This is a genomic window from Streptomyces sp. NRRL B-3229, from assembly GCF_000719505.1.
Taxonomy (GTDB): domain Bacteria; phylum Actinomycetota; class Actinomycetes; order Streptomycetales; family Streptomycetaceae; genus Streptomyces; species Streptomyces griseorubiginosus.
In genome coordinates, this window is sequence record NZ_JOGP01000030.1 from 14,252 (window position 1) to 37,256 (window position 23,005).

Consider the following 23,005-nt stretch of genomic DNA (forward strand, 5'->3'; position numbering starts at 1 on the left):
AAGCTATGTCAGAATCCTGACATGAGTCAAGAAGGTGTCGGCATCGACCTGGAGACGTCACTGGGCTATCTGCTCAAGGAGGCGTCGAGCGCCCTGCGCACGGCGATGGAGGAGGTGCTGCGGCCGCTCGGGATGAGCGTGACGCACTACTCCTGCCTTGAACTGCTGGCGCAGCGACCCGGCTTGTCGAACTCCGAGCTCGCGCGGGGCGCGTTCGTGACCCGGCAGACGATGAACGTGCTGCTCCAGGCCCTGGAACGGGACGGCTACGTGACCAGGCCCGCCGAGGCGCCGGTGGGGAAGGTGCTGCCCACCCGGCTCACGCCGAGCGGCCGGCGCAGTCTCGAGAAGGCGAGCGCGGCCGTCCGGTCCGTCGAGGCGAGAATGCTGTCCGGGCTGACCGGAGCCGAGCAGGCGGCCGCGTTCGGGGCCCTGAAGGGCATGATCCACTCATTGCGCGGCGGCGACGGGGACACACGGGTCGTTCCCTGACGCGCGCGAGCCCTGCTCTCCGTTCAGGGGGGAACAGGGCTCGCCATCAGGGGGCCTTGCGGCGTCAGACGACCATCCACTGCTGGTTGGCGTTCGCGGTGCAGCTCGCCTGGTCGAGGGCGGCCCCGTTGGCGGTGGACGCCCCGGCGACCTCCAGGCACTTGCCGCTGTTGACGTTGGCGAAGGTGACGTAGCCGCCGATCACGGCTGTCCTGGTCCACAGCTGGTGGGGGGCGCCGGTGCACGTCGACTGGACGGCCACCGCCCCGTCGGCCGTCGAGGCGCCGGAGATCTGGAGGCACTTGCCGCTGTTGACGTTCACGAGCTCGTAGTTGGAGCCCACCGCGGTCGGGACCCACTGCTGGTTGGCACCGGAGTTGCAGTTGCCGGAGTTCACCGAGGCCCCATCCGCCGTGCTCAGATACCACACGTCCGCGCACTTGCCGCTGTTGCGGTTGAGCAGGTGGTTGTTCGCGGTGCCGAGCGGAGCGGCGAGGACCGGCCATCCGCCCGCGAAGGTCACCTGGCGGATGTCCAGGGTCTCCTGACCGGAATTGTCACCGTCGTAGTAGTGGTAGGCGAGGAACTTGGACGTGCCGTCGTCGTAGGCGTCGGCACCGCCCGCGGCCACCCGGGGATAGGCGCCGGTGAGGACGGTGGTGCCGCCGCCCGAGGCCATGTCCGTGCCGTTCTGGTCGAGATAGGGGCCGGTGATGCTGGTGGAGCGGCCGACCACCGTGTAGTAGGTGCTGTTGACGCCGTTGCAGCACAGGCCCTTGGAGCCGAAGAGGTAGTAGTAGCCGCCGTTGAGGATGATCGTCGGGTTCTCGATGCCGACGGCGATGTGCCAGAGGTTGTTGTCGGTGGTGGAGAGCTTGCCGGTGGTCTGGTCCAGGACGTGCATGTAGGTGCCGCTACCGGTCCAGGAGCCCCAGGAGATGTAGAGCCGGCCGTCGGGGCCCCAGTCGACGTTCGGGTCGATCGGGTAGTTGACGTCCGTGACCATGCCCTGGTCGGTCCACGGGCCCTCGATGTTCGTCGCCGTGGCGACGCCCATCACCGCGTAGTTCGAGCCCCAGAGCGAACCGGCGTAGTACAGGTGGTAGCTGCCGTTGAAGTACTTGATGTCCGGGGCCCAGATGTTCGGCGGGGTCGAGCCCAGCTTGGCGGTGATCCAGGACGGGGTGGACGACCACACGTTGCCGACCTTGGTCCAGCCGGAGGCCGCGGTGCCGCCGCAGGTCTTGCGGATCGTGATGGAGCCACTGGGGTTGAGCGGGTCGTTCTCGAACCCGGTGGAGAAGCCGTAGTAGCAGCTGCCGACCTTGATGACACTCGGGTCGTGCATCCGCAGGTCGCCGCTGAGCGCCTGGGCCGGACCGGCGGTCACCAGGCCGAGGACGGCCATCAGGGCGACCATGAGCGCGGCGAGGACGGAACGCCCCGCGCGGGTGCGCCTCTCGCCGGATGTCGGGGGTCTGTGCATGCGAAACTCCTTTGTGCCGCTGCGTGGTTGGCCAGGGGGGTGGGTGTGTCAGCCGGCGTCGGAACCGTGGTTCGCCCGCCGGACGGTCGTGGTGCCGGTCGGCAGGACGGTCACGCCTCCGTCGGGCCACTCGACGCGTGCCGTGGTGCCGGTCGGCACGATCACCCCCACGGTGAGTCCGCTCTCGTCGAGCTCCCAGCGGATCTCGACGCGCCCGTACGGCGACTCGTGGGCGGCGTGCGCCCAGGTGATGCCGCCGCCCGGCCGGGGCCGGAAGACGATGCCGCGGTAGCCGGGTTCGCTCGCGCCCAGTCCGGCGACCGTGCCGTGCAGCCACTCGGCCACCGCGCCGAGGGCGTAGTGGTTGAACGAGGTCATCTCGCCCGGGTTGACGCTGCCGTCGGGCAGCATGCTGTCCCAGCGTTCCCAGACGGTGGTGGCGTCGTGCTTGAGCGCATAGAGCCAGGACGGGCACTCCTGCTGGAGGAGCAGGGCGTACGCGGTGTCGACGTGGCGGGTGGCGCTCAGCGCGGGCGCCACCAGCGGAGTGCCGATGAAGCCGGTCTGGATGGTGTGGCCGCCCTCGGCGACCAGTTCGGCCAGCCGGCGTCCGGCGGCGGCCCGGGCCTCCGCGTCCGGAAGGAGGTCGAACTGGAGGGCGACCGCGTAGGCGGTCTGGGTGTCGCTGGTCATCCGGCCGCCGGGCAGCACGTACGCGTCGACGAACGCCCGCCGGACCCGGTCCGCGAGGTCCCCGTAGCGGTCCCCTTCGTCGGGGCGGCCGAGGACACCGGCCGTCCACGCCACATGGCGCGCGGACCACGCGTAGTACGCCGTGGCGATGAGGTGGCGGTCGGTGCGGCCGGCACCGGGGTCGTCCGGGGGTGCGAACGGGTCGAGCCAGTCGCCGAGTTGATAGCCCCGGTTCCACAGCCCTGACGGGTCGGCGAGCCGGGTGACGAGGTCGACCCAGCGCCGCGCGCTGTCGTACTGGGCGGCGAGCAGTCCGGTGTCACCGGAGGCCCGGTACAGGTCCCAGGGGGTCAGCGCCACGACGTCACCCCAGCCGGCGCCCGGTCTGGCGGGGGTCCACTGCTCGCCTCCGGGGATCTCGGGGACGTACCAGGGCACGGTCCCGTCGTCGTGCTGTTCCACGGCGACGTCCCGCAGCCAGGAGCCGAGCATGCCGTGGCAGTCGTACAGGAAGGCGGCGGTGGGCGCGAAGATCTGGATGTCGCCGGTCCAGCCGAGCCGCTCGTCACGCTGCGGGCAGTCGGTGGGGAGGTCGACGAAGTTGCCGCGCAGGCTCCACACCACGTTCTGGTGCAGGCGGTTGACCTGGTCGTTGGAGCAGGCGAACCAGCCGGTGCGCGCCATGTCGGTGTGGTGCACGCGGGCGACGATGTCGCGCCCGGGGAAGCCGCCGCCGCGCCAGCCGGTGATCTCGGCGTACCGGAATCCGTGCAGGGTGAAGCGCGGCTCCCAGGTCTCGGGGCCGCCGCCGCGCAGGGTGTAGCGGTCCGTGGACGTGGCTCCGCGCAGGGGGCGGACGCACAGTTCGCCGTCCTGGAGCACTTCGGCGTGGCGGATGACGACCGTGTGCCCGGCCGGTCCGGAGACCGTGATGCGGACCCGGCCGACGAGGTTCTGCCCGAAGTCCACCAGCAGCCGGTCGTCGTCCAGCGCCGTCACCAGCACCGGGCGGATCTCCTCGGTGCAGCGCACGGGTGGGCCGGTGGGCGCGACCAGGGTCGCCGGGTCCCGGGGGACCACGTCCACCGGCGACCAGTCGCCGTCGTCGAACCCGGGGCTCGACCAGCCGGGCAGCTCCTGCCGGGCGTCGTACGTCTCACCGTCGAGCAGCCCCGCCGACAGGATCGGGCCCTGGCCGGCCCGCCAGGAGGGGTCGGTGCCGATGACGGTGACGCTTCCGTCGCGGTGGACGATCTCCAGCTGGGCGAGGAGCGCGACCCTGTCGCCGTAGAGGTCGGCGTGGCCGCCGCCGAAGCCGAGACGGCCCCGGTACCAGCCGTCGGACAGCCAGGCGCCGATGGCGTTGGCACCGGCGCGCAGATGCTCGGTGACGTCGTGGGTCTGGTAGCGCAGCCGGTGGTGGTAGCTGGTCCAGCCGGGTGCGAGGGCGTGGTCGCCCACCCGTCGGCCGTTGATCTCGATCTCGTAGAGGCCGTGTGCGGTGACGTACAGCCGGGCGCGCTCGATGTCCGCGGCGGCGGTGAACTCCTTGCGCAGCAGAGGCGGACGCCGGTCGCTGTCGCTCCCCCGCGGTGAGACCGCCCGGGCCGTCCAGTCGGCGGGAGCCAGCAGGCCCGTTTCGATGTGCAGGGGCGGGCTCCAGTCACCGGCCACCTGGTCGGCGCCCCGGACCCGCACCCGGATCGCGCAGGCCTCCCGGGAGCTCAGGGGCGGCAGCGGCCAGGGGATCAGCACGGAGTCGGGAGAGGTCACCCAGTCCGTGCGGTACGTCCCGTCGGCGCGCGTCGCCTCGATCTGGTAGGCGTGCTGGGTCCAGCCGGTCGGCGCGGTGGTCTTCCAGGAGAGCCGGGGCGAGGACTCGCCGATGCCGAACGGCTCCCGGTGGTGCTCCGCGGTCGGCGCGGCCGTCGCGGGTATGGGGTCGGGGGTCATCCCTTCACCGCCCCGGCCGTCAGGCCCTTGATGATGCGCTGGTTGATGAGCAGGTAGAGGACCAGGGCGCCGACGACGTTGATGCTGATCGCCGCGAACAGCGGGCCGAAGGACGTCTCGCCGTACTGGCCGGTGAAGTTGAGCAGACCCACCTGGACGGTGCGAAGGTCGTCGTCGGTGGTGAAGGTGAGGGACACCAGAAGGTCGTTCCAGATGAAGAAGAACTGCACGAGCGCGACGGTGAAGACGGCGTTGCGCACGACAGGGAACCCGATCCGCCAGAAGGCCGTGAGCATGCCGGCCCCGTCGAGGGTGGCGGCCTCGAACATCTCGCGCGGGACCGCCCGGAAGTAGGTGGCCATCATGAAGACGGTGAGCGGGAGGCCTACCGCTGTGTAGGTGATGGTCAGCGGCCACAGGGTGCCGGACAGACCGCTCTGGAAGTACACCCGGAACAACGGGAGCAGGATCATCTGGCTCGGCACCATGATGCCCACCAGGAAGACGAGGAGCACCTGGTGGCGGCCGCGCCAGATCATGACCTCCAGAGCGAATCCGGCGGCGGTGCCGAGCAGGATGATGAGCGCCAGCGAGGGCACGGTGGCCAGAAGGCTGTTGCGGAGGTACAGGGCGACATGGCCGGTCGTCCACGCGTCGGCGTAGTTCTGGAAGTCCCACTTGCCGGGCAGCGACCAGGCCGGGTCGTTGACGAACTCCGCCTGGGTCTTGAACGAGCTGAGCAGCAGCCACAGCAGGGGCGTCACCTCGACGAGCACCAGCAGGGCGACGAGGAGGTTGCGGGTCAGGCGCCGGGCGTACCCGCGCTTGCGGACGGCGGCCGGCCGTGGGGTGGGCAGGAGTTCCCGCGGCGGGGCCGTGAGGGTGTCGGTCATGGGGGTTCAGCCCTTGGTCAGGTCGCGGCGCGAGAAGCGGAAGACGACGAGGGTGACGCCGAGGCAGACGACGGTGAGCAGGGAGGCGATGGTGCTGCCGTAGCCGTAGTCGCCGTAGGAGAAGGCGGTGCGGAACATGTAGAGGGTCAGGGGGGTCGTGCCGCTGCCCGGGCCGCCGTTGGTCAGGGCGAGGACCGAGTCGAAGACCTTGAGGGTGCCGTTGATGCTGAACACCACCGAGGACAGCAGCACGGGCGCGGACAGCGGCAGGACGATGTGCCGGATGAGCCGCCAGCCGGTGGCGCCGTCCAGCCGCGCCGACTCGAGCGTCTCCTCGGGGATGTCGAGGAGCCCGGCGAAGATGAGGACGCCGTAGAAGCCCATGGAGCGCCACACGTCCATGACGACGAGGACGACGAAGGAGCCGCCGGCGCTCGCGAACCAGTCGCCGTGGTGCACCCCCAGTCCTTCGAGGGCGAGGTTGGCCAGGCCGTTCTGCGGGGCGACGGCGAAGAGCTTCTGGAACATCAGGGCCACGGCGACGGTCGGCAGGATCACCGGGAAGAACACCAGGGTGCGCACGACCGCGGACGACCTGCGCAGCACGAACACGTAGAGCAGCGCGAGCAGGTACCCGCAGAGGACCTGCCCGGCGCTGACGGCGAGCGCGTACTTGAAGGTGAACCACAGCGCCGAGTGGGCCTGCGGGTCGTGCCACAGCTTCTCGAAGTTGCCGAGCCCGCCGAAGGTGAAGCCCTCGATGACGTTGCCCTTGAAGAAGGTGTACCCGAGGGACCAGCCCATCGGCACCAGCATCACCAGGGTGTAGACCAGCAGCGCCGGGCCGAGCAGGACGGCGATGGCGCGGCGGTCTCCCAGAACTGAACGCATGACGGCTCTCTCACGAAGGGTTCGGTGCGGACGGCGGTGGTGCGGCGGGGTCAGCCGTTGTCGAGGTCGGTCTGGACCTTCTGCATGAAGTCCCTGGCCGACAGGGAGCCGGTGACGAGCGGCGCGGCGTTGGTCTGGCTCGTCTCCGTCGCCTTCGTGTTGAACAGGGCCTCGAACCACAGGGTGCTGGTCGTGGTCTTCGAGATGGTGTCCTGCACGGTCTGGGTGAGCGGCGGGAGCGTGCCGGTGTCGCCGTTGGGCTTGAACCCGGAGACGGTGCCCTGGTCCTTCAGGGAGGCGGCGCCGTAGTTCTTGGTGATGCAGGTGAGCCAGTCGCCCACCTTGGCGTCGTAGGACTTCGCGGAGACGGCGACGGGGAGGCCGACGTTGGCCGGGATCTGGTCCGCGCTGCCCTTGCCGCCGGCGACGGTCGGGAACGGCATGAAGCCGACGTTGTCCGCGCCGATCTTGTTCTTGGTCTTGTCGTTGAAGTCGCCGAGCGCCCAGCTGCCCATGTAGAACATGGCGGCCTTGCCGGTGAGGAACTGCTGGGTGGCGGTGTCGTAGTCGATCGATCCGACGCCCTGGCCGAAGTAGCCGGCCTTGCCGAGGTCCGCGACGGCCTGGGCGGCCTTCACGTAGGCCGGGTCGGTCAGCTTGGCCTTGCCGTCCGCGACCGCCTGGAGGGCGTCCGGGCCGAGTTCGCGGTAGAGGTAGCCGCTGATGAGCCGGGTGAGGGGCCAGCCGTCCTTGCCGTCGGCGGCGAAGGGAGTGACACCGGCGCCCTTGAACTTCGCGGCGGCCGCGACCAGTTGGTCGTACGTGGTCGGGGTCGCCACGTGCTGGTCCGCGAAGAGCTTCTTGTTGTACCAGATGCCCTCGATGTTGAACTGGTAGGGCATGACGTTGAACTTGCCGTACAGGTTCTCGACGGTCTTGATCGCGGCGGGCTGGAGGTCGTCCCACACACCGAGGTCCTTGAGCGTCTTCTCCAGGTCGAGGACCTGGCCCGCCTTGTCCAGCGTCTTGGTGAGCTGAGGCGTGCCGCCCGCCGCGAACTGCACCGGCAGCGCGTTCTGGCCGGCGAGCAGCTGGACCTTCTGGTCGACGTTGCCTATCGGGAGCGTCTGGGTCTTCAGCGGCAGGGCCTTGTTCTGCGCCGCGCAGGCGCCCTTGCCCAGGGTGGTGAGCTCCTGCTGGACGATGTGGTTGTCGTCGTTGATGGTGAGGCTGAACTCCTTGGCGGCGCTGCCCGCGCCGCTTCCGCCCCCGCAGGCGCTCAGCAGCAGGGCCGAGGTGGCAGCCGTGGCGACGAGGGTGATACGGCGGGTCCTGAAGGTGGTTCTGAGGGTGTTGTGCACGGGTGCTCCTCGGCACACAGGGCGTTGAAACGCTTCAATTGGGAGATGCCGGGAACCTATGACCCGGTTCGACGTGTGTCAAGGATTTGTCGGGGACGTTTCTGAACCGCGCGCTACGGGGGTGGGTGCCGTCGGCGGTGGGGGTCATGGGCGACGGGGGTGCGGAAAGGGCTGGTCAGGTGGTTGGGGGCTCCGGAACCCGGTTCGGCTCGGCAGCTCCCGGACCGTCGGTTCTGTGTGCCGACTCGGCACGATCAGCTCGCGTCCCCATGGGGCGCGGCGACTCCGACGACGCTCAGTTCTGTGCGCTGGACAGCACGATGAGCTCGGGCACCCGGATCGGCGCAGCGAGCCCGTCAGTTCTCAGTTCGGTGCGCTGGACCGCACGATCAGCTCCGGCTCCAGCACCACGGTGGCGTGCCGGTGCTGCTTGCCCGAGGCGACCTCGTCCATCAGCAGCCGGATCGCCTCCTGGCCCATCATCCGGCCCGGCATGTCCACCGCGGTCAGCGGCACCGCCGCGGCGCCCGCCCCACGGTTGTTCTCGCAGCCGACCACCGCCACCTGGTCGGGCACCCGGATACCCGCCACCGTGTGGAGCTCGTGGATGATGGCGTTGGCCAGCTCGTCCGTGACGACGACCAGGCCGTCGGGCAGCTCCTCGGGCGCCCGGCGGGCGAGTTCGGCCCCCACCACATGCCCGTGGGACGTGGTCAGACCGACGCTGTCGATCTCCTCCAGAGTGACGCCGGGGCCGGCCTCCTCGACCGCCGCGCGCACTCCCCTGCGCCGGTCGCGCACCGGCTGGTAGTCGTCGTGCGCGACCACGTACGCCAGCCGGGTGCGCCCGGTGTCGATGAGATGGCGGGCCGCCAGATATCCCACGTGCTCGTTGTTGACCAGCACCGAACAGCAAGTGCCGGGCCGCGGAGCGTAGTTGAGCAGCACGACCTGGCGGCCGTGCGAGCGGATGCGGGCGATGCCGGCCGTGGAGTCCTCCATCGGCGCCAGCAGCACGCCGGTCACCCGGGACTCGTCGAACAGGTCCAGGTAGTCGTCCTGGAGCTTCATGTCGCACGCGGTGTTGGCCAGCAGGAGGTTCTGCCCGATCGCCCGGGCGGCGTCCTGAGCGCCGTGCGCCATGTCGATGAACAGGGAGTTCTCGATGTCGGCGAGGACCATGCCGATGCTCTTGGTCGAGCCGGACACCAGCGACCGGGCGGCGTCGTTGCGCACGAAGCCCAGCCGGCCGATGGCCTCACGGACGCGCTCCGCCGTCGCGGGGCTCACCTTGGCCGGGTGGTTCAGCACGTTGGAAACCGTGCCCACCGAGACGCCGGCGGCGTCGGCGACGTCCTGCATGCTCGGACTGGCATGCCCCTGAACTGCTCGCGGACGGGCGGTTGCCACAGCGCTCCTCGACCTCCGGTCTCGTTCCAACCCGGGACCGCACGGCACCCACAGTGACCAGGCTGTCGCCGACAAGGCGCAGGATACATGACGCGTGTTGAAACGCTCCAAGAGCGGCGATCGGGCGGTGCCCGCGCCGGGGCGGAGATCGAGCAATATCGGCTGGTCACCCGGGAGCCGAGGGCCGTGCGGTGCCCGACCTTGCCCCGACCGTGCACGGGCGCCTGCGGGTTCGGCCCGCGCCGGAGCGACTCGACCGGGACCCGCCCGCGGTCGGTTGAACTGGGCGATCGGCGCGGCTGGTCTTGACGGCCCGACCGGGGCGTGCGAATCTCCCACCCGTGATGGATTGAAACGCATCAACCGGAGACCAGGTGCTCCACCGCCGGTCAGTCCATTGCCCCGGCTGCCTCGGGGCGCGGGTCGTCGTCCCCGGCGGCGTTCCGCGACGCAAGCCGGTCCCGGTCGGCGTAACGACGCAGCAGCCACCAGCCGTACGCGGCCTGAAAGACGTACACGCCCACCTGCCACCAGTCCGGGGCCGCGCCCGGGGAGCGGATCTGGAAGAAGTCGTCGAGCGCGTGGACGACCACCATCGGCCAGACGGAACCGATCGCGAAGCGCAGTCCGGCGCAGGTGAAGCCGAACAGCGCGGCGGACAGCATCTGCCACAGGGTGTCGTCCCACGCGGCGCCGAAGAACAGGTGGTTCTGGACGTGCCCGAGGCCGAAGAGGACGGCGACACCGGTGGCCGCACGCAGCGGGCCGAGCGGGGTGAGGGTCTGCTGGACGAGGCCACGGCTGTAGACCTCCTCGTCGATACCGACCCAGAGCAGCGACACCAGGGAGCTGACGACCACCGTCGTACGGCCGTCGAGCCCGGCGAGCGCGTACGAACCGGCGATCAGCAGCATCGGCAGCACCAGCCACCAGCGCCGCCGGCGGCCGAACGTGGTGGTGCCGGACACCCGCAGCCATCCCCACCGCCACAGCACGCACCAGACGCCGGCGAGGCAGATCGCGTTGATCACGGTGGCGCCGAGGCCGGGGAACCATGCCGGGGCCAGTGGGGGCAGGAGCACCTTGGCGAAGAGCAGGAGCACACCATGCCAGGCGAACGTCAACTCCACGGCGCCGCAGACCGGATGACGGGTTACGTGTCCTTTCCAGCGCTCCATCACGGGGCGAGGGTATCCGCGGCTGCCCGCTCGGTACCCCGCGTTGTCGGGAACGCCAGAAGGACTGTCGGCGTTGCCCCGAAGGGGCGCTGCCGGCGTTGCCCCGAAGGGCCGCTGCCCGCGTTGCCCCGAAGGGCGCTGTCGCCAACGTCCGTGCGGCCGCCACCAGGCGACCGGTTACAGTGCGCGAGACGGCAGCCCGGTCAGGGAGGAACAGCGTGACCGACACCAGCAACGCCCGGCCCGCCGAGGGTGAGGCGCAAGCACCGAGGCAGAGCCGGCTGCTCCGCCTGATGCGCTACCTCCCCCTGATCGCCCCCGTCCTGCTGTGGGCCGTGCCCTGCTGGGTGCTCCTGTACACCGGCCAGCACTGGCCGCTGCCCGTCACGGTGGCCGGCACCGCCCTGTTCGTCCTCGGGCTCGCCGCCATGCCGCTCGCGATGATGCGCGGTCACGGACGGCGCCAGCAGGACCGGGCGGCGATCATCGGTGACACCCTGCTGGGCGGCAGTTGGGTGTTGTTCACCTGGTCCGTCCTGCTCGGAGTCCTGTTGCGGCTAGCCCTGACCGTGGCCGGTGTCGGCGAGAGCGAGGACCGGGCCCGGATCGTCACCTGGGCCGTCCTCGGCGTGTCCGCCGCGTTGCTCGCCTGGGGGTACGTCGAGGCTCGCCGTGTGCCCCGGGTGCGCCGGCTCGACGTACCGCTCCCGCGACTGGGAGCCGGGCTGGACGGTCTGCGTGTCGTGCTCATCACCGACACCCACTACGGCCCCCTCGATCGTGTCCGCTGGTCGGCCCGGGTGTGCGAGACGGTGAACACCCTGGAAGCCGACCTGGTCTGCCACACCGGGGACATCGCGGACGGCACGGCCGAACGCCGCCGTGCCCAGGCCGCCCCGCTGGCGACCGTGCGCGCCACGGAGGGCCGGGTCTACGTCACCGGCAACCACGAGTACTACAGCGAGGCCCAGGGGTGGGTCGACCTGATGGACGAGCTGGGCTGGGAGCCGCTGCGCAACCGCCATCTGCTGCTCGAACGCGGCGGCGACACCCTCGTGGTCGCCGGCGTGGACGACGTCACCGCCGAGTCCTCCGGCCTGGTGGGTCACCGCGCCCACCTCGCCGGCGCCCTGGACGGTGCAGACCCCGAGCTGCCCGTGCTGCTCCTGGCGCACCAGCCCAAGTTCGTCGACCGGGCGGCGGCCGCCGGTATCGACCTCCAGCTCTCCGGCCACACTCACGGTGGGCAGATCTGGCCCTTCCACCACCTGGTCCGCCTCGACCAGCCGGCCCTGGCCGGCCTCAGCCGGCACGGTGTCCGCACCCTGCTCTACACCAGCCGCGGCACCGGCTTCTGGGGCCCGCCGTTCCGGGTCTTCGCGCCGAGCGAGATCACCCTGCTGGTGCTCCGCTCACCGCAGCGTCGCTGACTTGAGCGTTCCTCCGGTGTGCGGTGTCAGCACGTGTCCGGGCACCGGAAGAAGTGGCGCGCGTGGCCTCCGCAGCAGCGTTGACGTGAGCGTTCCTCCGCTTCCTCCGGTGTCCGCACCTGTCCGCACACCGGAGGAAGCGGCGCGCATGGCCTCCGCAGCAGCGGGGTCGCTCGGGGCGCTCCCGCAGCAGCGGGGTCGCTCGGGCTGCTTCCACCTCCGCCCTCCGCCGCAGGCTCAGCGGCCCCAGCTCCACAACAGGCTCAGCGGCCCCAGCGCAGCGCGGCCGTCTGCACGGGTGCGTCCCACAGCCGCAGCATCTCCTCGTCGGCCCGGCAGAGGGTCACCGAGCAGCCCGCCATGTCCAACGACGTGACGTAGTTGCCGACGAGCGCCCGCGCCACCGGCACGCCCCGGCCCTCCAGCAGCCGGGCCACCTCGGCGTGGAACCCGTACAGCTCCAGCAGCGGCGTCGCTCCCATCCCGTTGACCAGGGCCAGTACCGGCCCGTCGGCCGGGGGCAGCTCCCGCAGTTCCTCGAGTACGGCGCCCACCGCGACCTCCGCGATCTCCCGGGACGGCATCATCGCGCGCCGCTCCCGGCCCGGCTCGCCGTGGATCCCGACGCCGAGCTCCATCTCCCCGTCCGGCAGGTCGAAGGTCGGGCCTCCGCTCGCGGGAGTGCTGCAAGCGCTGAGCGCCACGCCGAAGCTGCGCGAGCACTCGTTGACGCGGCGGGCGATCGTGGCGACCTGCTCCAGCGGTGCGCCCTCCTCGGCGGCCGCCCCGGCGATCTTCTCCACGAACAGGGTCGCTCCGGTGCCCCGCCGCCCGGCCGTGTACGTGCTGTCGGTGACGGCGACGTCGTCGTCGACCAGGACCCGCTCGACCCGGACGCCGTCCTCCTCGGCGAGCTCGGCGGCCATCTGGAAGTTCAGCACGTCCCCGGTGTAGTTCTTGACGACGAACAGCACGCCCTGCCCGGCCTCCACGGCGCTCGCCGCGCGCAGCATCTGCTCCGGGACGGGCGAGGTGAACACCTCCCCGGGACACGCCGCCGACAGCATCCCGTACCCGACGAACCCGGCGTGCAGCGGCTCGTGCCCGGAACCGCCGCCGGACACCAGCCCGACCCGGCCGTTCTCCCGCGCGTCCCGCCGTACGACCACCCGCCGCTCCACGTCCACGTCCAGGTCCGGGTGGGCGGCGGCCAACCCGGACAGGGCATCGGCGACCACGGTCTCCGGACTGTTGATCAGCATCTTCATGGCACCTCCCGGGTGGAACCGGCGGCCGAGCCTCTGCCCACTGTCCTCACGGAGTCCGAAGTCCTCACAGAGCTGAGGGTCCTCACGGAGCTCGGGCATCGCCGGACGGGCGGACGCGTTCGCGATCGCACGCCCCACGACCAGTGTGCCGCCACCCCGTGGACAACCGCGACGCGTGTGCGCGGTCGCCCGCCGGCCAGCACGGGGTTGCGGCCGGTTCGGGCGGGCGACCAGGCCGGTTCGGGCGGTCAGGGCGCTGTCTCTCACGCCCCGCACGCGCATACCCGTGGCCGGTCATACAATGATTTTTGAAGGCTCGGGGCAGTCGACAGCCGACCTTCGGGCCGGCGGGAAGCGGGCACCCATGGCTGAGCGACTCAAGAGATCAGGACTGGTCGGCGAGCTTTCAGCGGAATTCGCCGGCACGATGATCCTCATCCTCTTCGGTTGTGGCGTGGTGGCTCAGGTGGTCGCCGGCGGGGCCCTCACGAATCCCGCGGGCGGCCTCGGAAACCACGACAGCATCGCCTGGGCCTGGGGCCTCGGCGTCACCCTCGGTGTGTACGTCGCGGCGAGGCTGAGCGGTGCGCATCTCAATCCCGCGGTGACCCTCGCGCTGGCGGCGTTCAAGGGGTTCCCGTGGAGCAAAGTGGCTCCCTACGCGCTGGCCCAGACAGCCGGCGCCTTCGTGGCAGCCCTGATCGTCCGGTGGAACTACACCGAGGCGCTGGCGAAGGCGGATCCCACCCACACGATCAAGACGCAGGGCGTATTCTCCACGCTGCCCGCGAACGGCAACCCGAACCTGCCGGTCCACGAATGGGGCGCGTTCCGCGACCAGGTCATCGGCACCGCGATCCTGCTGCTGCTGATCCTGGCGGTCACGGACCTGCTCAACACGCCCCCCGGCGCCAACCTGGCACCGTTCATCGTCGGTCTGATCGTCGTGGCCATCGGTATGGCCTGGGGTACCAACGCGGGTTACGCGATCAACCCGGCACGCGACTTCGGTCCCCGGCTGGCCAGCTTCCTCACCGGGTACGGCGGAGCGTGGCGAGATCAGTACGGGAACTTCTACTTCTGGGTGCCGATCGTCGGTCCGGTGATCGGAGGCCTGCTGGGAGCGGGCCTGTACAAGGTCTTCATCGGCCGGTTCCTGCCGACCGCTGAGCCGGAGCCCCCCGGACGGATCCCGGCCCCGGACGAGAACTGAGCTGACCGGCTCCCGGGGTTGTCGTTCATCCGGCTGCCCCGGGAGAGCCCAAGGAGAGGCGGCATCCCATGGCGGACTTCGTCGGCGCGGTGGACCAAGGGACCACCAGCACCCGTTTCATGATCTTCGACCATGCCGGCACCGAGGTGGCGCGGCACCAGCTGGAGCACTCACAGATCCTCCCGCGCTCGGGGTGGGTCGAACACGACCCGGTGGAGATCTGGGAGCGCACCAACTCGGTGATCCAGACCGCGCTCCGGAACGGAAACCTCGCCCCGGAGGACCTGGCGGCCATCGGCATCACCAACCAGCGGGAGACCACCGTCGTCTGGGACCCGCGCAACGGCCGCCCGTACTACAACGCCATCGTCTGGCAGGACACCCGTACCGACTCCATCGCGGCCGCGCTGGACCGCTCCGGCCAGGGCGACGTGATCCGCCGCAAGGCAGGGCTGCCGCCCGCCACGTACTTCTCGGGCGGCAAGATCCAGTGGATCCTCGAGAACGTCGACGGAGTGCGCGAGGCAGCCGAGCAGGGCCATGCCCTCTTCGGCAACACCGACGCCTGGGTGCTGTGGAACCTCACCGGCGGCCCCGACGGCGGCGTCCACGCCACCGACGTGACCAATGCCAGCCGCACCATGCTGATGGATCTGGAGACCCTCGACTGGGACGACGAGCTGCTGGGCTTCTTCGGCGTTCCCCGGGCGATGCTGCCGACCATCAACCCGTCCTCCCACCGGGAGGCGTTCGGGCAGACCCGTACGTCCCGCCCACTACGGGCGGCCATCCCCATCACCGGTGTGCTCGGCGACCAGCAGGCAGCGACGGTCGGGCAGGTCTGCTATGCGCCCGGCGAAGCGAAGAACACCTACGGCACCGGCAACTTCCTGGTGCTCAACACCGGCACGGAACTGGTGCGGTCCCAGCACGGCCTGCTGACGACCGTGGCGTACCAGTTCGGCGACAGCCCGGCGATCTACGCGCTCGAAGGCTCCATCGCCGTCACCGGCTCCGCAATCCAGTGGCTTCGCGACCAGCTGAAGATCATCAACGACGCCGCGGAGAGCGAACGCCTGGCGCTCACCGTCGAGGACAACGGCGGGATCTACTTCGTGCCCGCCTTCTCCGGCCTGTTCGCCCCGTACTGGCGTTCCGACGCCCGCGGCGCGATCGTCGGCCTCGCCCGGTACAACGACAACGGCCACCTGGCGCGGGCCGCCCTGGAAGCCATCTGCTACCAGAGCCGCGACGTGGTGGAGGCCATGGAGCAGGACTCCGGCGTCCACCTCGACGTCCTCAAGGTCGACGGCGGCGTGACGGCCAACGACCTGTGCATGCAGATCCAGGCCGACGTCCTCGGCGTCCCGGTCAGCCGCCCGGTCGTCGCCGAGACCACCGCGCTCGGTGCCGCCTACGCCGCCGGTCTGGCCACCGGTTTCTGGCAGGACACGGATGAACTGCGCACCCACTGGCAGGAGTCCAAGCGCTGGGAGCCCCAGTGGTCCGAGGAACAGCGTGCGGAGGGATACGCGGGCTGGAAGAAGGCGGTGGAGCGCACGCTCGACTGGGCCAAGGTCGAATAGGGGCCGCAGCCCCCGGTTCCGGCCGGGAGTGACCGAATGGGCCGGCCCGGGTCACGGCCGCCCGGGCCACGTTCGGTGCCTGCATCGGATGCACCGGATGCACTGCCGTCACCGGCTGCACTGCCGAACTGGCTGCACTGCTGCATTGGCTGCACTGGCTGCACTGGCTGCACTGGCTGCACGAGGAGAAGACCATGGCGAACCCGGTGGCCCTCTCGTCCGACGCACGCGCGGAGGCTCTCCGCCGACTGGGAGAGAAGGAGCTCGACGTCCTCGTCGTCGGGGGCGGCGTGGTCGGCGCCGGCGCGGCCCTGGACGCGGCCACCCGTGGCCTGCGAGTCGGCCTCGTCGAAGCCCGGGACTGGGCCTCGGGCACGTCCAGCCGCTCCAGCAAGCTCATCCACGGCGGCCTGCGCTACCTGGAGATGCTGGACTTCCGGCTCGTCGCCGAGGCGCTGAAGGAACGCGGACTCCTGCTTCAGGTCCTGGCTCCGCATCTGGTGCGTCCGGTGCCGTTCCTCTACCCGCTGCAACACCGGATCCGGGAGCGTCCTTACGTGGGCGCCGGCGTGCTGCTGTACGACACCATGGCCACGGCCTCCGGTACCTCCAGAGGTCTGCCCCACCACCGCCATCTGCTCAAGCGCCGAGCCCTGCGTGAGGCGCCCGCGCTGCGCTCCGACTCCCTGGTCGGCGCGATCCAGTACTGGGACGCCCAGGTCGACGACGCCCGGCACACCCTGTTCCTCGTCCGAACTGCCGTCGCCTACGGAGCGCTGGCCGCCAACCGCACCCGGGTCAGCCGCTTCCTGCGGCAGGGCGAGCGGGTGGTGGGAGCCGTGGTCACGGATCTGGAGACGGGCGACGAGACCGAGGTTCGGGCCAAGCAGGTCATCAACGCGACCGGCGTGTGGACCGACGACACCCAGTCCCTCGCCGGTACTCGGGGCCAGTTCCATGTCCGCGCCTCCAAGGGCGTACACCTGCTGGTCCCCCGTGACCGGATCAACTCCCGCACCGGCCTCATCCTCCGCACCGAGAAGAGCGTGCTGTTCGTCATCCCCTGGGGACGGCACTGGATCATCGGGACCACCGACACCGACTGGACACTCGACAAGGCCCATCCCGCCCTCAGTTCCAAGGACGTCACCTACCTTTTGGACCACGTCAACAGCGTCCTGGCCACGCCGCTGGCTCCGGAGGACGTCGAGGGCGTCTACGCCGGTCTGCGTCCCCTCCTGTCCGGCGAGGCAGCGGAAACCAGCAAACTGTCCCGGGAGCACCTGGTCGCACACCCGGTACCCGGTCTTGTCGTGGTGGCCGGCGGCAAGTACACGACCTATCGGGTGATGGCCAAGGACGCGGTCGACGAGGCGGCCCGCGGCCTGGACGAGAAGGTGCCCGACTGCGTCACGCAACGCGTTCCGCTGCTCGGCGCCGACGGCTATCCGGCCCTCTGGAACTCCCGCCACATCCTCGCCGAGCGCTCCGGGCTGCATGTCGCCCGTATCGAGCACCTGTTGAACCGCTACGGCTCCCTGGTGCACGAGCTGCTCGCCCTGGTCGCGGCCGACTCCTCGCTCGGCGAGCCCTTGCCGAGCTCCGACGACTACCTCCGGGTCGAGGCGGTGTACGCGGTGACCCATGAGGGGGCCCGCCACCTGGAGGACGTGCTCGCCCGGCGTACCCGGATCTCCATCGAGTCCTGGGACCGAGGTGTGGACGCGGCGCTGACCGTGGCGGATCTGATGGCACCTCACCTGGGCTGGGACCAGGCGCACCGGGACCGTGAGGTCAACCACTACCTGAAGCGAGTGGCCGCCGAACGCGAGGCCCAGCAGCAGCCGGACGACCAGACCGCCGACGCGGTACGGCTGGGCGCCCCCGACATCATCCCGGTGCACTGAGTTCGCGCCGAGTTCCCGCGAGCACCAGGACCGCCGGCCGGGCCCTGGACGCTCTCGGCAGACAACTGGAGATCCCTCGATGACCGGGCACGCGTCCCAGCCGAGCGAGGCGATCGAACAACGACTGCGCGACGCCCTGGAGCCCGCGCCAACAGCGTCGACATGAAAGACCTGCGGCCGGCAGCCTTCCCCGCCGGGCCCAGCTGGTCTCTCCTTCCCTCTCGCCGGACCGCGCCCGGTCCATCCCGCCGGCACCCCCTCGTCTTCACCGAGCTCTCCCGCGCCTCAGGCCCCGGCTTCCCCTGCCATCCCGACCACGCCTCCCCAGGGAGGCCGCCGCTGAGCTCGGGGACGAGAGAGTCTCACCGAAGCGTGCAACCGTATGACCCTCACATATGTCTCATACTGTGACCACCAGTCCCCGACGTCTCATAGGGGGGCGTCATGCATACCCGCCATCGCCTCATGGCCATCACCGCGAGCGCACTCCTGCTGGCCGGCACCGCGGCGTCGGCCTCTGCCGCCGCCACGTCCTCGGCACCGGCCACGAGTCTCGTGGTCAACGCCAGGATCGCCGGTCACTGCTCCTTCGACAGGGTCGTCATCGACGTGAAGGGCAAACTGCCGCCGGCCACCGTCAAGCGTGTCAAGGAACTCCGCTACGACAGCTCGGGGAAGAAGGTCCCGCTGGCCGGGAAGTACTTCCTGGAGATCAAGCTCTCCCCCGCCGCAGCCCACGACGACGCGGGCAGGAACGTCTACAAAGGCCCGCGTCTCATCAAGCTGAATCTGCCGAAACTCAAGGGCTTCGCACTGACCGGCGACTTCGAGGGCGTCGTCACCTTCGGGGCCGCGTTCAACAGCAAGCCCTCCTACACGACGAAGCAACTGCACCGCCCCGAACGCTTCGTCCTCGACATCGCCCACCACAACACCTGCCGTTCCTCGCACTGAGGTGCATGGACGGATCCCGGGGACGCGCACCGGGAGCGCGTACGGACGCGGCCCGGTAGGTGGCGAGAACCGGACCGCCGGGACCGGTGTGGTCCGGCCCAGCGGTCGCTCCTCCGCGGCGAAGGGTGCGCTACGGCCGGTCGAGGGTGATGGAGTTGATCGGCGTGAGGTTCTCGTACGACCAATCGTCCTGCAAGAGGATCTCAGGGCAGTTGGTGCCGCCGTAGTTGTAGCAGAGGTGGGCGGTGGCGCCGCCGTACTGGTTGTTGAGGACCGCGTGCTCCCCGTACTGGTTCCTCAGGTTGTGGTAGCCGTAGCTGGAGTACTGGACCGTCGGGTGCGGGTCGTCGAAGGGTTCGACACCCTGGGCCCAGATGCACACGTTGCCGGACCTGCATCCGTACACCGTGTCGTCGCCGGCCTGAGCGGCGCCGCTCATCGCCACCACTGCCGTGGCAGCGGTCGCGAACGCGGCCACGGCACTCATCACCTTGCGCATGTTTCCCCCTGGTGGGTGGCCTGCGTCGCCGCAGGCAGAGCTTCGAGTTGGCAGGAAAGACGCGGTGATCTCTCCGTGCACTCACGAGTGGTCGCCCGGGTGACCGAGCAGCTCCTAGCCTTCAGGGCCGAGCGCCGGGAGTCTTGTACGAAGACGCAATCGCAGCGGAGGAACATCAGCAGTGGCCGAACCGATCGACCAGCCCGGCGAGTACATCGGCCGGCCGGCCGTGTCCTTACGCGGCATCGTCATCGGCTATCGCGGCCACCACATGGCGGGGGCAAGGCCCGCGAGGGTCACCCTGCCCTCGGCGAGCGTCACTCTTCTTCTGGGATGGGAGCAGCCGCTGACCATCCGGAGCGGGCCGGCGCAAGGAGTGGCACCGGCTTCGTGGCCTGCGATGATCGCAGGCCTGCAAACCGCGCCCATGGTCGCGGGTTTCGATGGAGCCGGGTATGCCGTCGAGATCGACCTCACGCCGCTCGGCGCGTACCAGCTCCTGAACCTCCCGCTGCACCACCTGGCCAGAACGGTCATCGCTCCAGACCACATCATGGGACCGGGCTGGGCTGCGAACACCACCGAACAACTGGCCGCAGCGCCGTCCTGGCCCCGCCGCTGGCAGATTCTCGACGCTCTGCTCGCCCGGCGCCTCAGGGCCGGAACTCTCCCCTCGCCTGCCGCTGTTCAGGCGTGGAGCCTGCTGCGGGAGCGGGGCGGGGCCGTCCCCTTGCGAGAGCTGATCCGGGCCACCGGCCTCGGTCAGCGCCGTATCCAACAGTTGCTGCGGGAACACATCGGACTGCCCCCTCAAACCCTCTCCCGCATCGTCAGATTCCACCGCGCCCTGGCAGTGGCATCGACAGGCCCGGCCTCACTCGTCGACCTGGCCGACCGGGCGGGTTACCACGACCAGCCACACATGCACCGCGACTTCCGTACCCTCTCCGGCAAGACACCAGGAGAACTGCTCCACCTCATGCGCCGAAGACCAGCAGGGCGCAGCAGCGGGCACATCCAGTCCTTCAACGACTTCGGGCTCCCGGGCCCATCAAGCCGTTGCATCTGACGTCCGCAGGCTCGTCCTCCTCATCCCGGGCCGCAGACCGTCAGCCCTGTGATCCCAAGGAAGGCTCCTAGCCCTCCGCGACGATCCTGCGTGCTGCCTCCGTCTTCTTTCGGTGGGCCCTGAGGAGCTCCTTCAGAGACTCCGAGTTCTTGTCGATTTCCGCCTTCTGCAAGGCTGATTCGGCCTTGAACCAGATGTCGAGCAGGTCGGTCTTCTCCTTGCAGCGCACATCCGCGCGCGCGGTTTCTTTCTCCTTCGCGGAGATGTCCTCGTGCTGGAATTCCTTGTTGTTCGCCGGTTCGAGCGGTGTCGCATATCGGAATCCTGAACTCCGCATACAGGCGGACCAGTTCCGGAATGCCTCCTTCACTTTCGGTTCGGTCAGCGAATCCTTATAACTCTGCGTGGAGATGCCGCGGGCGGTCTCCGCCGCTTCAGGCGCGTCGTACTTCTTGGCGAGTTGCGCCACCGACTGGCCGAAGCAGCCGTTCCTCGGCACTTCCCTTCCTTTGTAGACGACCTTTTCCGCAGTGCCCGGTTCTGCACCCCGGTTTCCGTAGAACACCCGCAGGGCGTCCTCGGTAAGGTCGGGGCCCGCGGGCAGCGGTCCGAGGTCGGGGTGGTATCCGAGGCGAGCCGCCTCACTCGCGCTGGAGAGCCCGTAGCGGCGGTCGGCGGATGTGGAGTTCTCGGCCTCCCGCTTTGCAGGCTCGTACGTGATCCCGTAGGTGCGCAGACAGCGCTTGGTCAGAACCTGCTGCGCGGACTCGATGACGGCGGACTCGTCAGCGGTGTAGCTGTAGCGGGCAATGGGCAGCCGCTCACCGAAGGTGAGCTGCGACTTTTCTGTCGAACCGCTGGATGTGACGGGCGTCTTGGAGGGCCCGGCCGGGGCGCCGCCCTCGCTCGGACCGCTCCCGGAGGAGCAGCCGAGCAGGGCGGCGGCCAGGGCCAGGCACATGGGTGCCAGGCGTCGCACGCGGGTCAGAACTTGTAGCAGGTGTTGTCGGCGCGGCCGTACCCGAAGGAGGCGTTGTTGTTGTACGTGTTCTTGAGCTGGTACGCCGTCCCGAACTCGGGGAGCGAGTCGCACGCGCCCTGGAGGTTGCTGTTGAAGTAGATCACCAGGTTGTACGGGGCCATGTTGACCGCAGAGGCGGCGTTGTTCTTGACGGGCTGGCCCTTTCCGGCGCCGTCGCCGAGGAACGTGTAGCCGTTCAGGCTGTAATGGTCGAAGCCGCGGAACACGGTACGGGAACCGGCAAAGCCGGTGTTGTAGTGGAACCGCATGCAGTAGGTCTGGGAATCAGGACAAGTGAGTCCCGCGTCGGCATTCGACTGCGGGGCCACTCCGAGCACCAGACCCGCCGTAGCGGTGGCGGTCACACCGAGGGACGCGAACGTCCGGCTCAAACGCATGGCATATCTCCCGTGTTGGTCATACACGATTGGAGCGGCGCCATTTTCCTCGCCGCGCGAGCCGGATGATCGTAACAACCCTTGATTCGTTAGGGAATTGGGAATTGCTGCTGTGGCACATGCTGACCGAGGGACATCAGAGGCTATGTCGGACATCACCCCTGCGCCAAGGCTGAACGCCCTCTCACGACCCGGCATGGCGGTCTGACGCATAGCCAATGCCCGAACTATGTTGCCCCGCCACATGTGCCCTTGCGATGCGCATTCCTACGGTGTGCGGACACCTACCCGTCCCCACCGCACACGAGGAAGTGGCGCACATGGCCTCCGCAGCATCCGCTCCCCCGACGCCGAACAACCTGAAGCGCATCGTCGCCGCCAGCCTCATCGGCACCACCATCGAGTGGTACGACAACTTATCCGATCAGACCTACGACCTGCGATTTTGCCGCCATTGACCCTCCGAAGTCAGCACCAAACCAGCACCGGGAAATCTCGTGCTCAGTAGGAGACACGGCCGTGCTCGATCTGACTGGCTGTGGGGCTTGATGACAGGTACCGAAGATCGTCACTCACCGTAGCGCTTCCTGCGGCATTAACGCCACGCCGACCGGCTGCCTGCCGACCTCCTCAGCGCGGGTACCCACTGGTGTGGGGAGAGCAGTCTCTCGACCGCTGTCCGAGGCGGTGACCTTCCCAGCCAGGAGCTGGTCCATGGCGTTGCGGCGCCCACTCCCCCGCGGTCGGTCCCTGACAACGTCATCCCTCTTCGGCCCGCCATCTGACCCCGGCCGTGCGGCCCCGGCGGACCAGGGCCGAACGGGTTCGTACTCCAGTCTCACTTCGCGATCTTGTCGCGAACCCAGCTGGGAACGAGTATGGCCACCGCGTGATCATCGGGGGTTGTGTGGACTCCTGAAGATCGTGCGGTAGCCGCAGGCCGTAGCGTAGACACTGTCCGCTGGTGGGCGATGCTCGGCCGGTCATGGCCCGGATGGCGGGCCGGTTCCTGCGGGTGGAACCCAGGGCTGCGGCCCGCGCGTACCTGCTTGGCCTGCGGTCGCACGTCGAACGAAAGGCATTCCTAGCCCGGGCTCTGTACCTTCTCGGCCTGCGGGCCCTTCTCGCCCTGCACGACTTCGAAGGAGATGCGCTGGCGCTGTCACCTGGTTGGGTGGGTAGGTGGCTGATGGCGTCGCGGCGTGCTGGAGCTCGGTGCCGGGCTGTGCTCAGGCCGCGGTGGAGAGGCCGGCGACGCCGGTGATCTGCTTCCAGATTGCGAACCAGCGTTAACAACGCTCGT

At 69.5% G+C, this 23,005-nt stretch carries 19 protein-coding genes; 8 read left to right on the forward strand and 11 right to left on the reverse strand.

Translation table 11 applies throughout. The features are described 5' to 3' along the window. Window positions 1–21: 21 nt before the first annotated feature. Complete coding sequence (locus tag IF54_RS0134530; protein WP_030326095.1) at window positions 22–492, forward strand: MarR family winged helix-turn-helix transcriptional regulator; 471 nt, start codon at window positions 22–24, stop codon at window positions 490–492. Window positions 493–556: 64 nt separating this feature from the next. On the opposite strand, the gene IF54_RS0134535 is transcribed toward IF54_RS0134530, so the two are convergent. The 7 genes from IF54_RS0134535 to IF54_RS0134565 all read right to left on the reverse strand — a co-directional run bounded on the left by IF54_RS0134535 (window position 557) and on the right by IF54_RS0134565 (window position 10,357). Continuing rightward, window positions 557–1,978 (reverse strand): RICIN domain-containing protein, encoded by a 1,422-nt coding sequence (locus IF54_RS0134535; RefSeq protein WP_030326097.1) that lies wholly within the window; start codon window positions 1,976–1,978, stop codon window positions 557–559. Between the two features lie 48 nt (window positions 1,979–2,026). After that, entirely contained in the window at window positions 2,027–4,624 is a 2,598-nt protein-coding gene (locus IF54_RS0134540; RefSeq protein WP_030326099.1) for an alpha-L-rhamnosidase, read from the reverse strand. Further along, the gene (locus IF54_RS0134545; RefSeq protein ID WP_030326107.1) at window positions 4,621–5,517 is read right to left on the reverse strand and encodes a carbohydrate ABC transporter permease; all 897 of its coding nucleotides are present in this window, start codon (window positions 5,515–5,517) and stop codon (window positions 4,621–4,623) included. Before IF54_RS0134545 ends, IF54_RS0134540 begins: the two co-directional genes overlap by 4 nt. 6 nt (window positions 5,518–5,523) lie before the next feature. Next, entirely contained in the window at window positions 5,524–6,408 is an 885-nt protein-coding gene (locus tag IF54_RS0134550) for a carbohydrate ABC transporter permease (protein WP_030326108.1), read from the reverse strand. A 50-nt stretch (window positions 6,409–6,458) separates the two neighbouring features. Next, window positions 6,459–7,769 (reverse strand): extracellular solute-binding protein, encoded by a 1,311-nt coding sequence (locus IF54_RS0134555; RefSeq protein ID WP_030326109.1) that lies wholly within the window; start codon window positions 7,767–7,769, stop codon window positions 6,459–6,461. 363 nt (window positions 7,770–8,132) lie between these two features. Beyond that, on the reverse strand, window positions 8,133–9,131 hold the full coding sequence (locus IF54_RS0134560; RefSeq protein WP_030326111.1) for a LacI family DNA-binding transcriptional regulator: 999 nt from the start codon (window positions 9,129–9,131) through the stop codon (window positions 8,133–8,135). Window positions 9,132–9,568: 437 nt separating this feature from the next. Beyond that, window positions 9,569–10,357: a CPBP family intramembrane glutamic endopeptidase gene (locus IF54_RS0134565; RefSeq protein WP_030326112.1), complete on the reverse strand. Its 789-nt coding sequence runs from the start codon at window positions 10,355–10,357 to the stop codon at window positions 9,569–9,571. Between the two features lie 218 nt (window positions 10,358–10,575). Here IF54_RS0134565 and IF54_RS0134570 point away from each other — a divergent pair, with 218 nt between their 5' ends. Beyond that, window positions 10,576–11,787, forward strand: coding sequence for a metallophosphoesterase (locus tag IF54_RS0134570; RefSeq protein WP_030326113.1), 1,212 nt, complete (start codon window positions 10,576–10,578; stop codon window positions 11,785–11,787). Window positions 11,788–12,050: 263 nt separating this feature from the next. On the opposite strand, the gene dhaK is transcribed toward IF54_RS0134570, so the two are convergent. Beyond that, a complete protein-coding gene (gene dhaK, locus IF54_RS0134575) occupies window positions 12,051–13,055 on the reverse strand; it encodes a dihydroxyacetone kinase subunit DhaK (protein ID WP_030326114.1) in 1,005 nt (334 codons plus the stop codon). Window positions 13,056–13,419: 364 nt separating this feature from the next. On the opposite strand from dhaK, the gene IF54_RS0134580 reads away from it, so the two are divergent. The 4 genes from IF54_RS0134580 (at window position 13,420) to IF54_RS0134595 (ending at window position 18,715) form a co-directional block, all read left to right on the forward strand. Then, the gene (locus IF54_RS0134580) at window positions 13,420–14,268 is read left to right on the forward strand and encodes an MIP/aquaporin family protein (protein ID WP_030326115.1); all 849 of its coding nucleotides are present in this window, start codon (window positions 13,420–13,422) and stop codon (window positions 14,266–14,268) included. Window positions 14,269–14,336: 68 nt separating this feature from the next. Continuing rightward, the gene (gene glpK, locus IF54_RS0134585) at window positions 14,337–15,854 is read left to right on the forward strand and encodes a glycerol kinase GlpK (RefSeq protein WP_030326116.1); all 1,518 of its coding nucleotides are present in this window, start codon (window positions 14,337–14,339) and stop codon (window positions 15,852–15,854) included. Window positions 15,855–16,048: 194 nt separating this feature from the next. Next, window positions 16,049–17,761 (forward strand): glycerol-3-phosphate dehydrogenase/oxidase, encoded by a 1,713-nt coding sequence (locus IF54_RS0134590; protein ID WP_030326118.1) that lies wholly within the window; start codon window positions 16,049–16,051, stop codon window positions 17,759–17,761. A 444-nt stretch (window positions 17,762–18,205) separates the two neighbouring features. Then, window positions 18,206–18,715: an AMIN-like domain-containing (lipo)protein gene (locus tag IF54_RS0134595; RefSeq protein WP_030326120.1), complete on the forward strand. Its 510-nt coding sequence runs from the start codon at window positions 18,206–18,208 to the stop codon at window positions 18,713–18,715. Between the two features lie 130 nt (window positions 18,716–18,845). Here the strand turns inward: IF54_RS0134595 and IF54_RS0134600 are convergent, their stop codons facing one another. Further along, window positions 18,846–19,214 carry a hypothetical protein gene (locus tag IF54_RS0134600; protein ID WP_030326123.1) on the reverse strand — a complete coding sequence of 123 codons (369 nt, stop codon included), beginning with the start codon at window positions 19,212–19,214 and terminating at the stop codon, window positions 18,846–18,848. Between the two features lie 181 nt (window positions 19,215–19,395). On the opposite strand from IF54_RS0134600, the gene IF54_RS0134605 reads away from it, so the two are divergent. Next, window positions 19,396–20,283 (forward strand): AraC family transcriptional regulator, encoded by an 888-nt coding sequence (locus tag IF54_RS0134605; protein WP_030326125.1) that lies wholly within the window; start codon window positions 19,396–19,398, stop codon window positions 20,281–20,283. 67 nt (window positions 20,284–20,350) lie between these two features. Here IF54_RS0134605 and IF54_RS0134610 read toward each other — a convergent pair whose 3' ends face one another. Continuing rightward, window positions 20,351–21,244: a hypothetical protein gene (locus tag IF54_RS0134610; protein ID WP_030326128.1), complete on the reverse strand. Its 894-nt coding sequence runs from the start codon at window positions 21,242–21,244 to the stop codon at window positions 20,351–20,353. A 23-nt stretch (window positions 21,245–21,267) separates the two neighbouring features. Further along, window positions 21,268–21,696 carry a hypothetical protein gene (locus IF54_RS0134615; RefSeq protein ID WP_234439128.1) on the reverse strand — a complete coding sequence of 143 codons (429 nt, stop codon included), beginning with the start codon at window positions 21,694–21,696 and terminating at the stop codon, window positions 21,268–21,270. Window positions 21,697–22,022: 326 nt separating this feature from the next. On the opposite strand from IF54_RS0134615, the gene IF54_RS43135 reads away from it, so the two are divergent. Then, window positions 22,023–22,160, forward strand: coding sequence for a hypothetical protein (locus IF54_RS43135; RefSeq protein ID WP_199821280.1), 138 nt, complete (start codon window positions 22,023–22,025; stop codon window positions 22,158–22,160). The last annotated feature ends 845 nt before the right edge of the window (window positions 22,161–23,005 follow it).

Coding starts and splice junctions, on each gene's coding strand:
- glpK (WP_030326116.1), top strand. CDS start 14,337: ATGGCGGACTTCGTCGGCGCGGTGGACCAAGGGACCACCAGCACCCGT.
- IF54_RS43135 (WP_199821280.1), top strand. CDS start 22,023: ATGGCCTCCGCAGCATCCGCTCCCCCGACGCCGAACAACCTGAAGCGC.
- IF54_RS0134610 (WP_030326128.1), bottom strand. CDS start 21,244: ATGTGCCTGGCCCTGGCCGCCGCCCTGCTCGGCTGCTCCTCCGGGAGC.
- dhaK (WP_030326114.1), bottom strand. CDS start 13,055: ATGAAGATGCTGATCAACAGTCCGGAGACCGTGGTCGCCGATGCCCTG.
- IF54_RS0134530 (WP_030326095.1), top strand. CDS start 22: ATGAGTCAAGAAGGTGTCGGCATCGACCTGGAGACGTCACTGGGCTAT.
- IF54_RS0134600 (WP_030326123.1), bottom strand. CDS start 19,214: ATGCGCAAGGTGATGAGTGCCGTGGCCGCGTTCGCGACCGCTGCCACG.
- IF54_RS0134560 (WP_030326111.1), bottom strand. CDS start 9,131: ATGCAGGACGTCGCCGACGCCGCCGGCGTCTCGGTGGGCACGGTTTCC.
- IF54_RS0134550 (WP_030326108.1), bottom strand. CDS start 6,408: ATGCGTTCAGTTCTGGGAGACCGCCGCGCCATCGCCGTCCTGCTCGGC.
- IF54_RS0134540 (WP_030326099.1), bottom strand. CDS start 4,624: ATGACCCCCGACCCCATACCCGCGACGGCCGCGCCGACCGCGGAGCAC.
- IF54_RS0134590 (WP_030326118.1), top strand. CDS start 16,049: ATGGCGAACCCGGTGGCCCTCTCGTCCGACGCACGCGCGGAGGCTCTC.
- IF54_RS0134580 (WP_030326115.1), top strand. CDS start 13,420: ATGGCTGAGCGACTCAAGAGATCAGGACTGGTCGGCGAGCTTTCAGCG.
- IF54_RS0134545 (WP_030326107.1), bottom strand. CDS start 5,517: ATGACCGACACCCTCACGGCCCCGCCGCGGGAACTCCTGCCCACCCCA.
- IF54_RS0134565 (WP_030326112.1), bottom strand. CDS start 10,357: ATGGAGCGCTGGAAAGGACACGTAACCCGTCATCCGGTCTGCGGCGCC.
- IF54_RS0134595 (WP_030326120.1), top strand. CDS start 18,206: ATGCATACCCGCCATCGCCTCATGGCCATCACCGCGAGCGCACTCCTG.
- IF54_RS0134535 (WP_030326097.1), bottom strand. CDS start 1,978: ATGCACAGACCCCCGACATCCGGCGAGAGGCGCACCCGCGCGGGGCGT.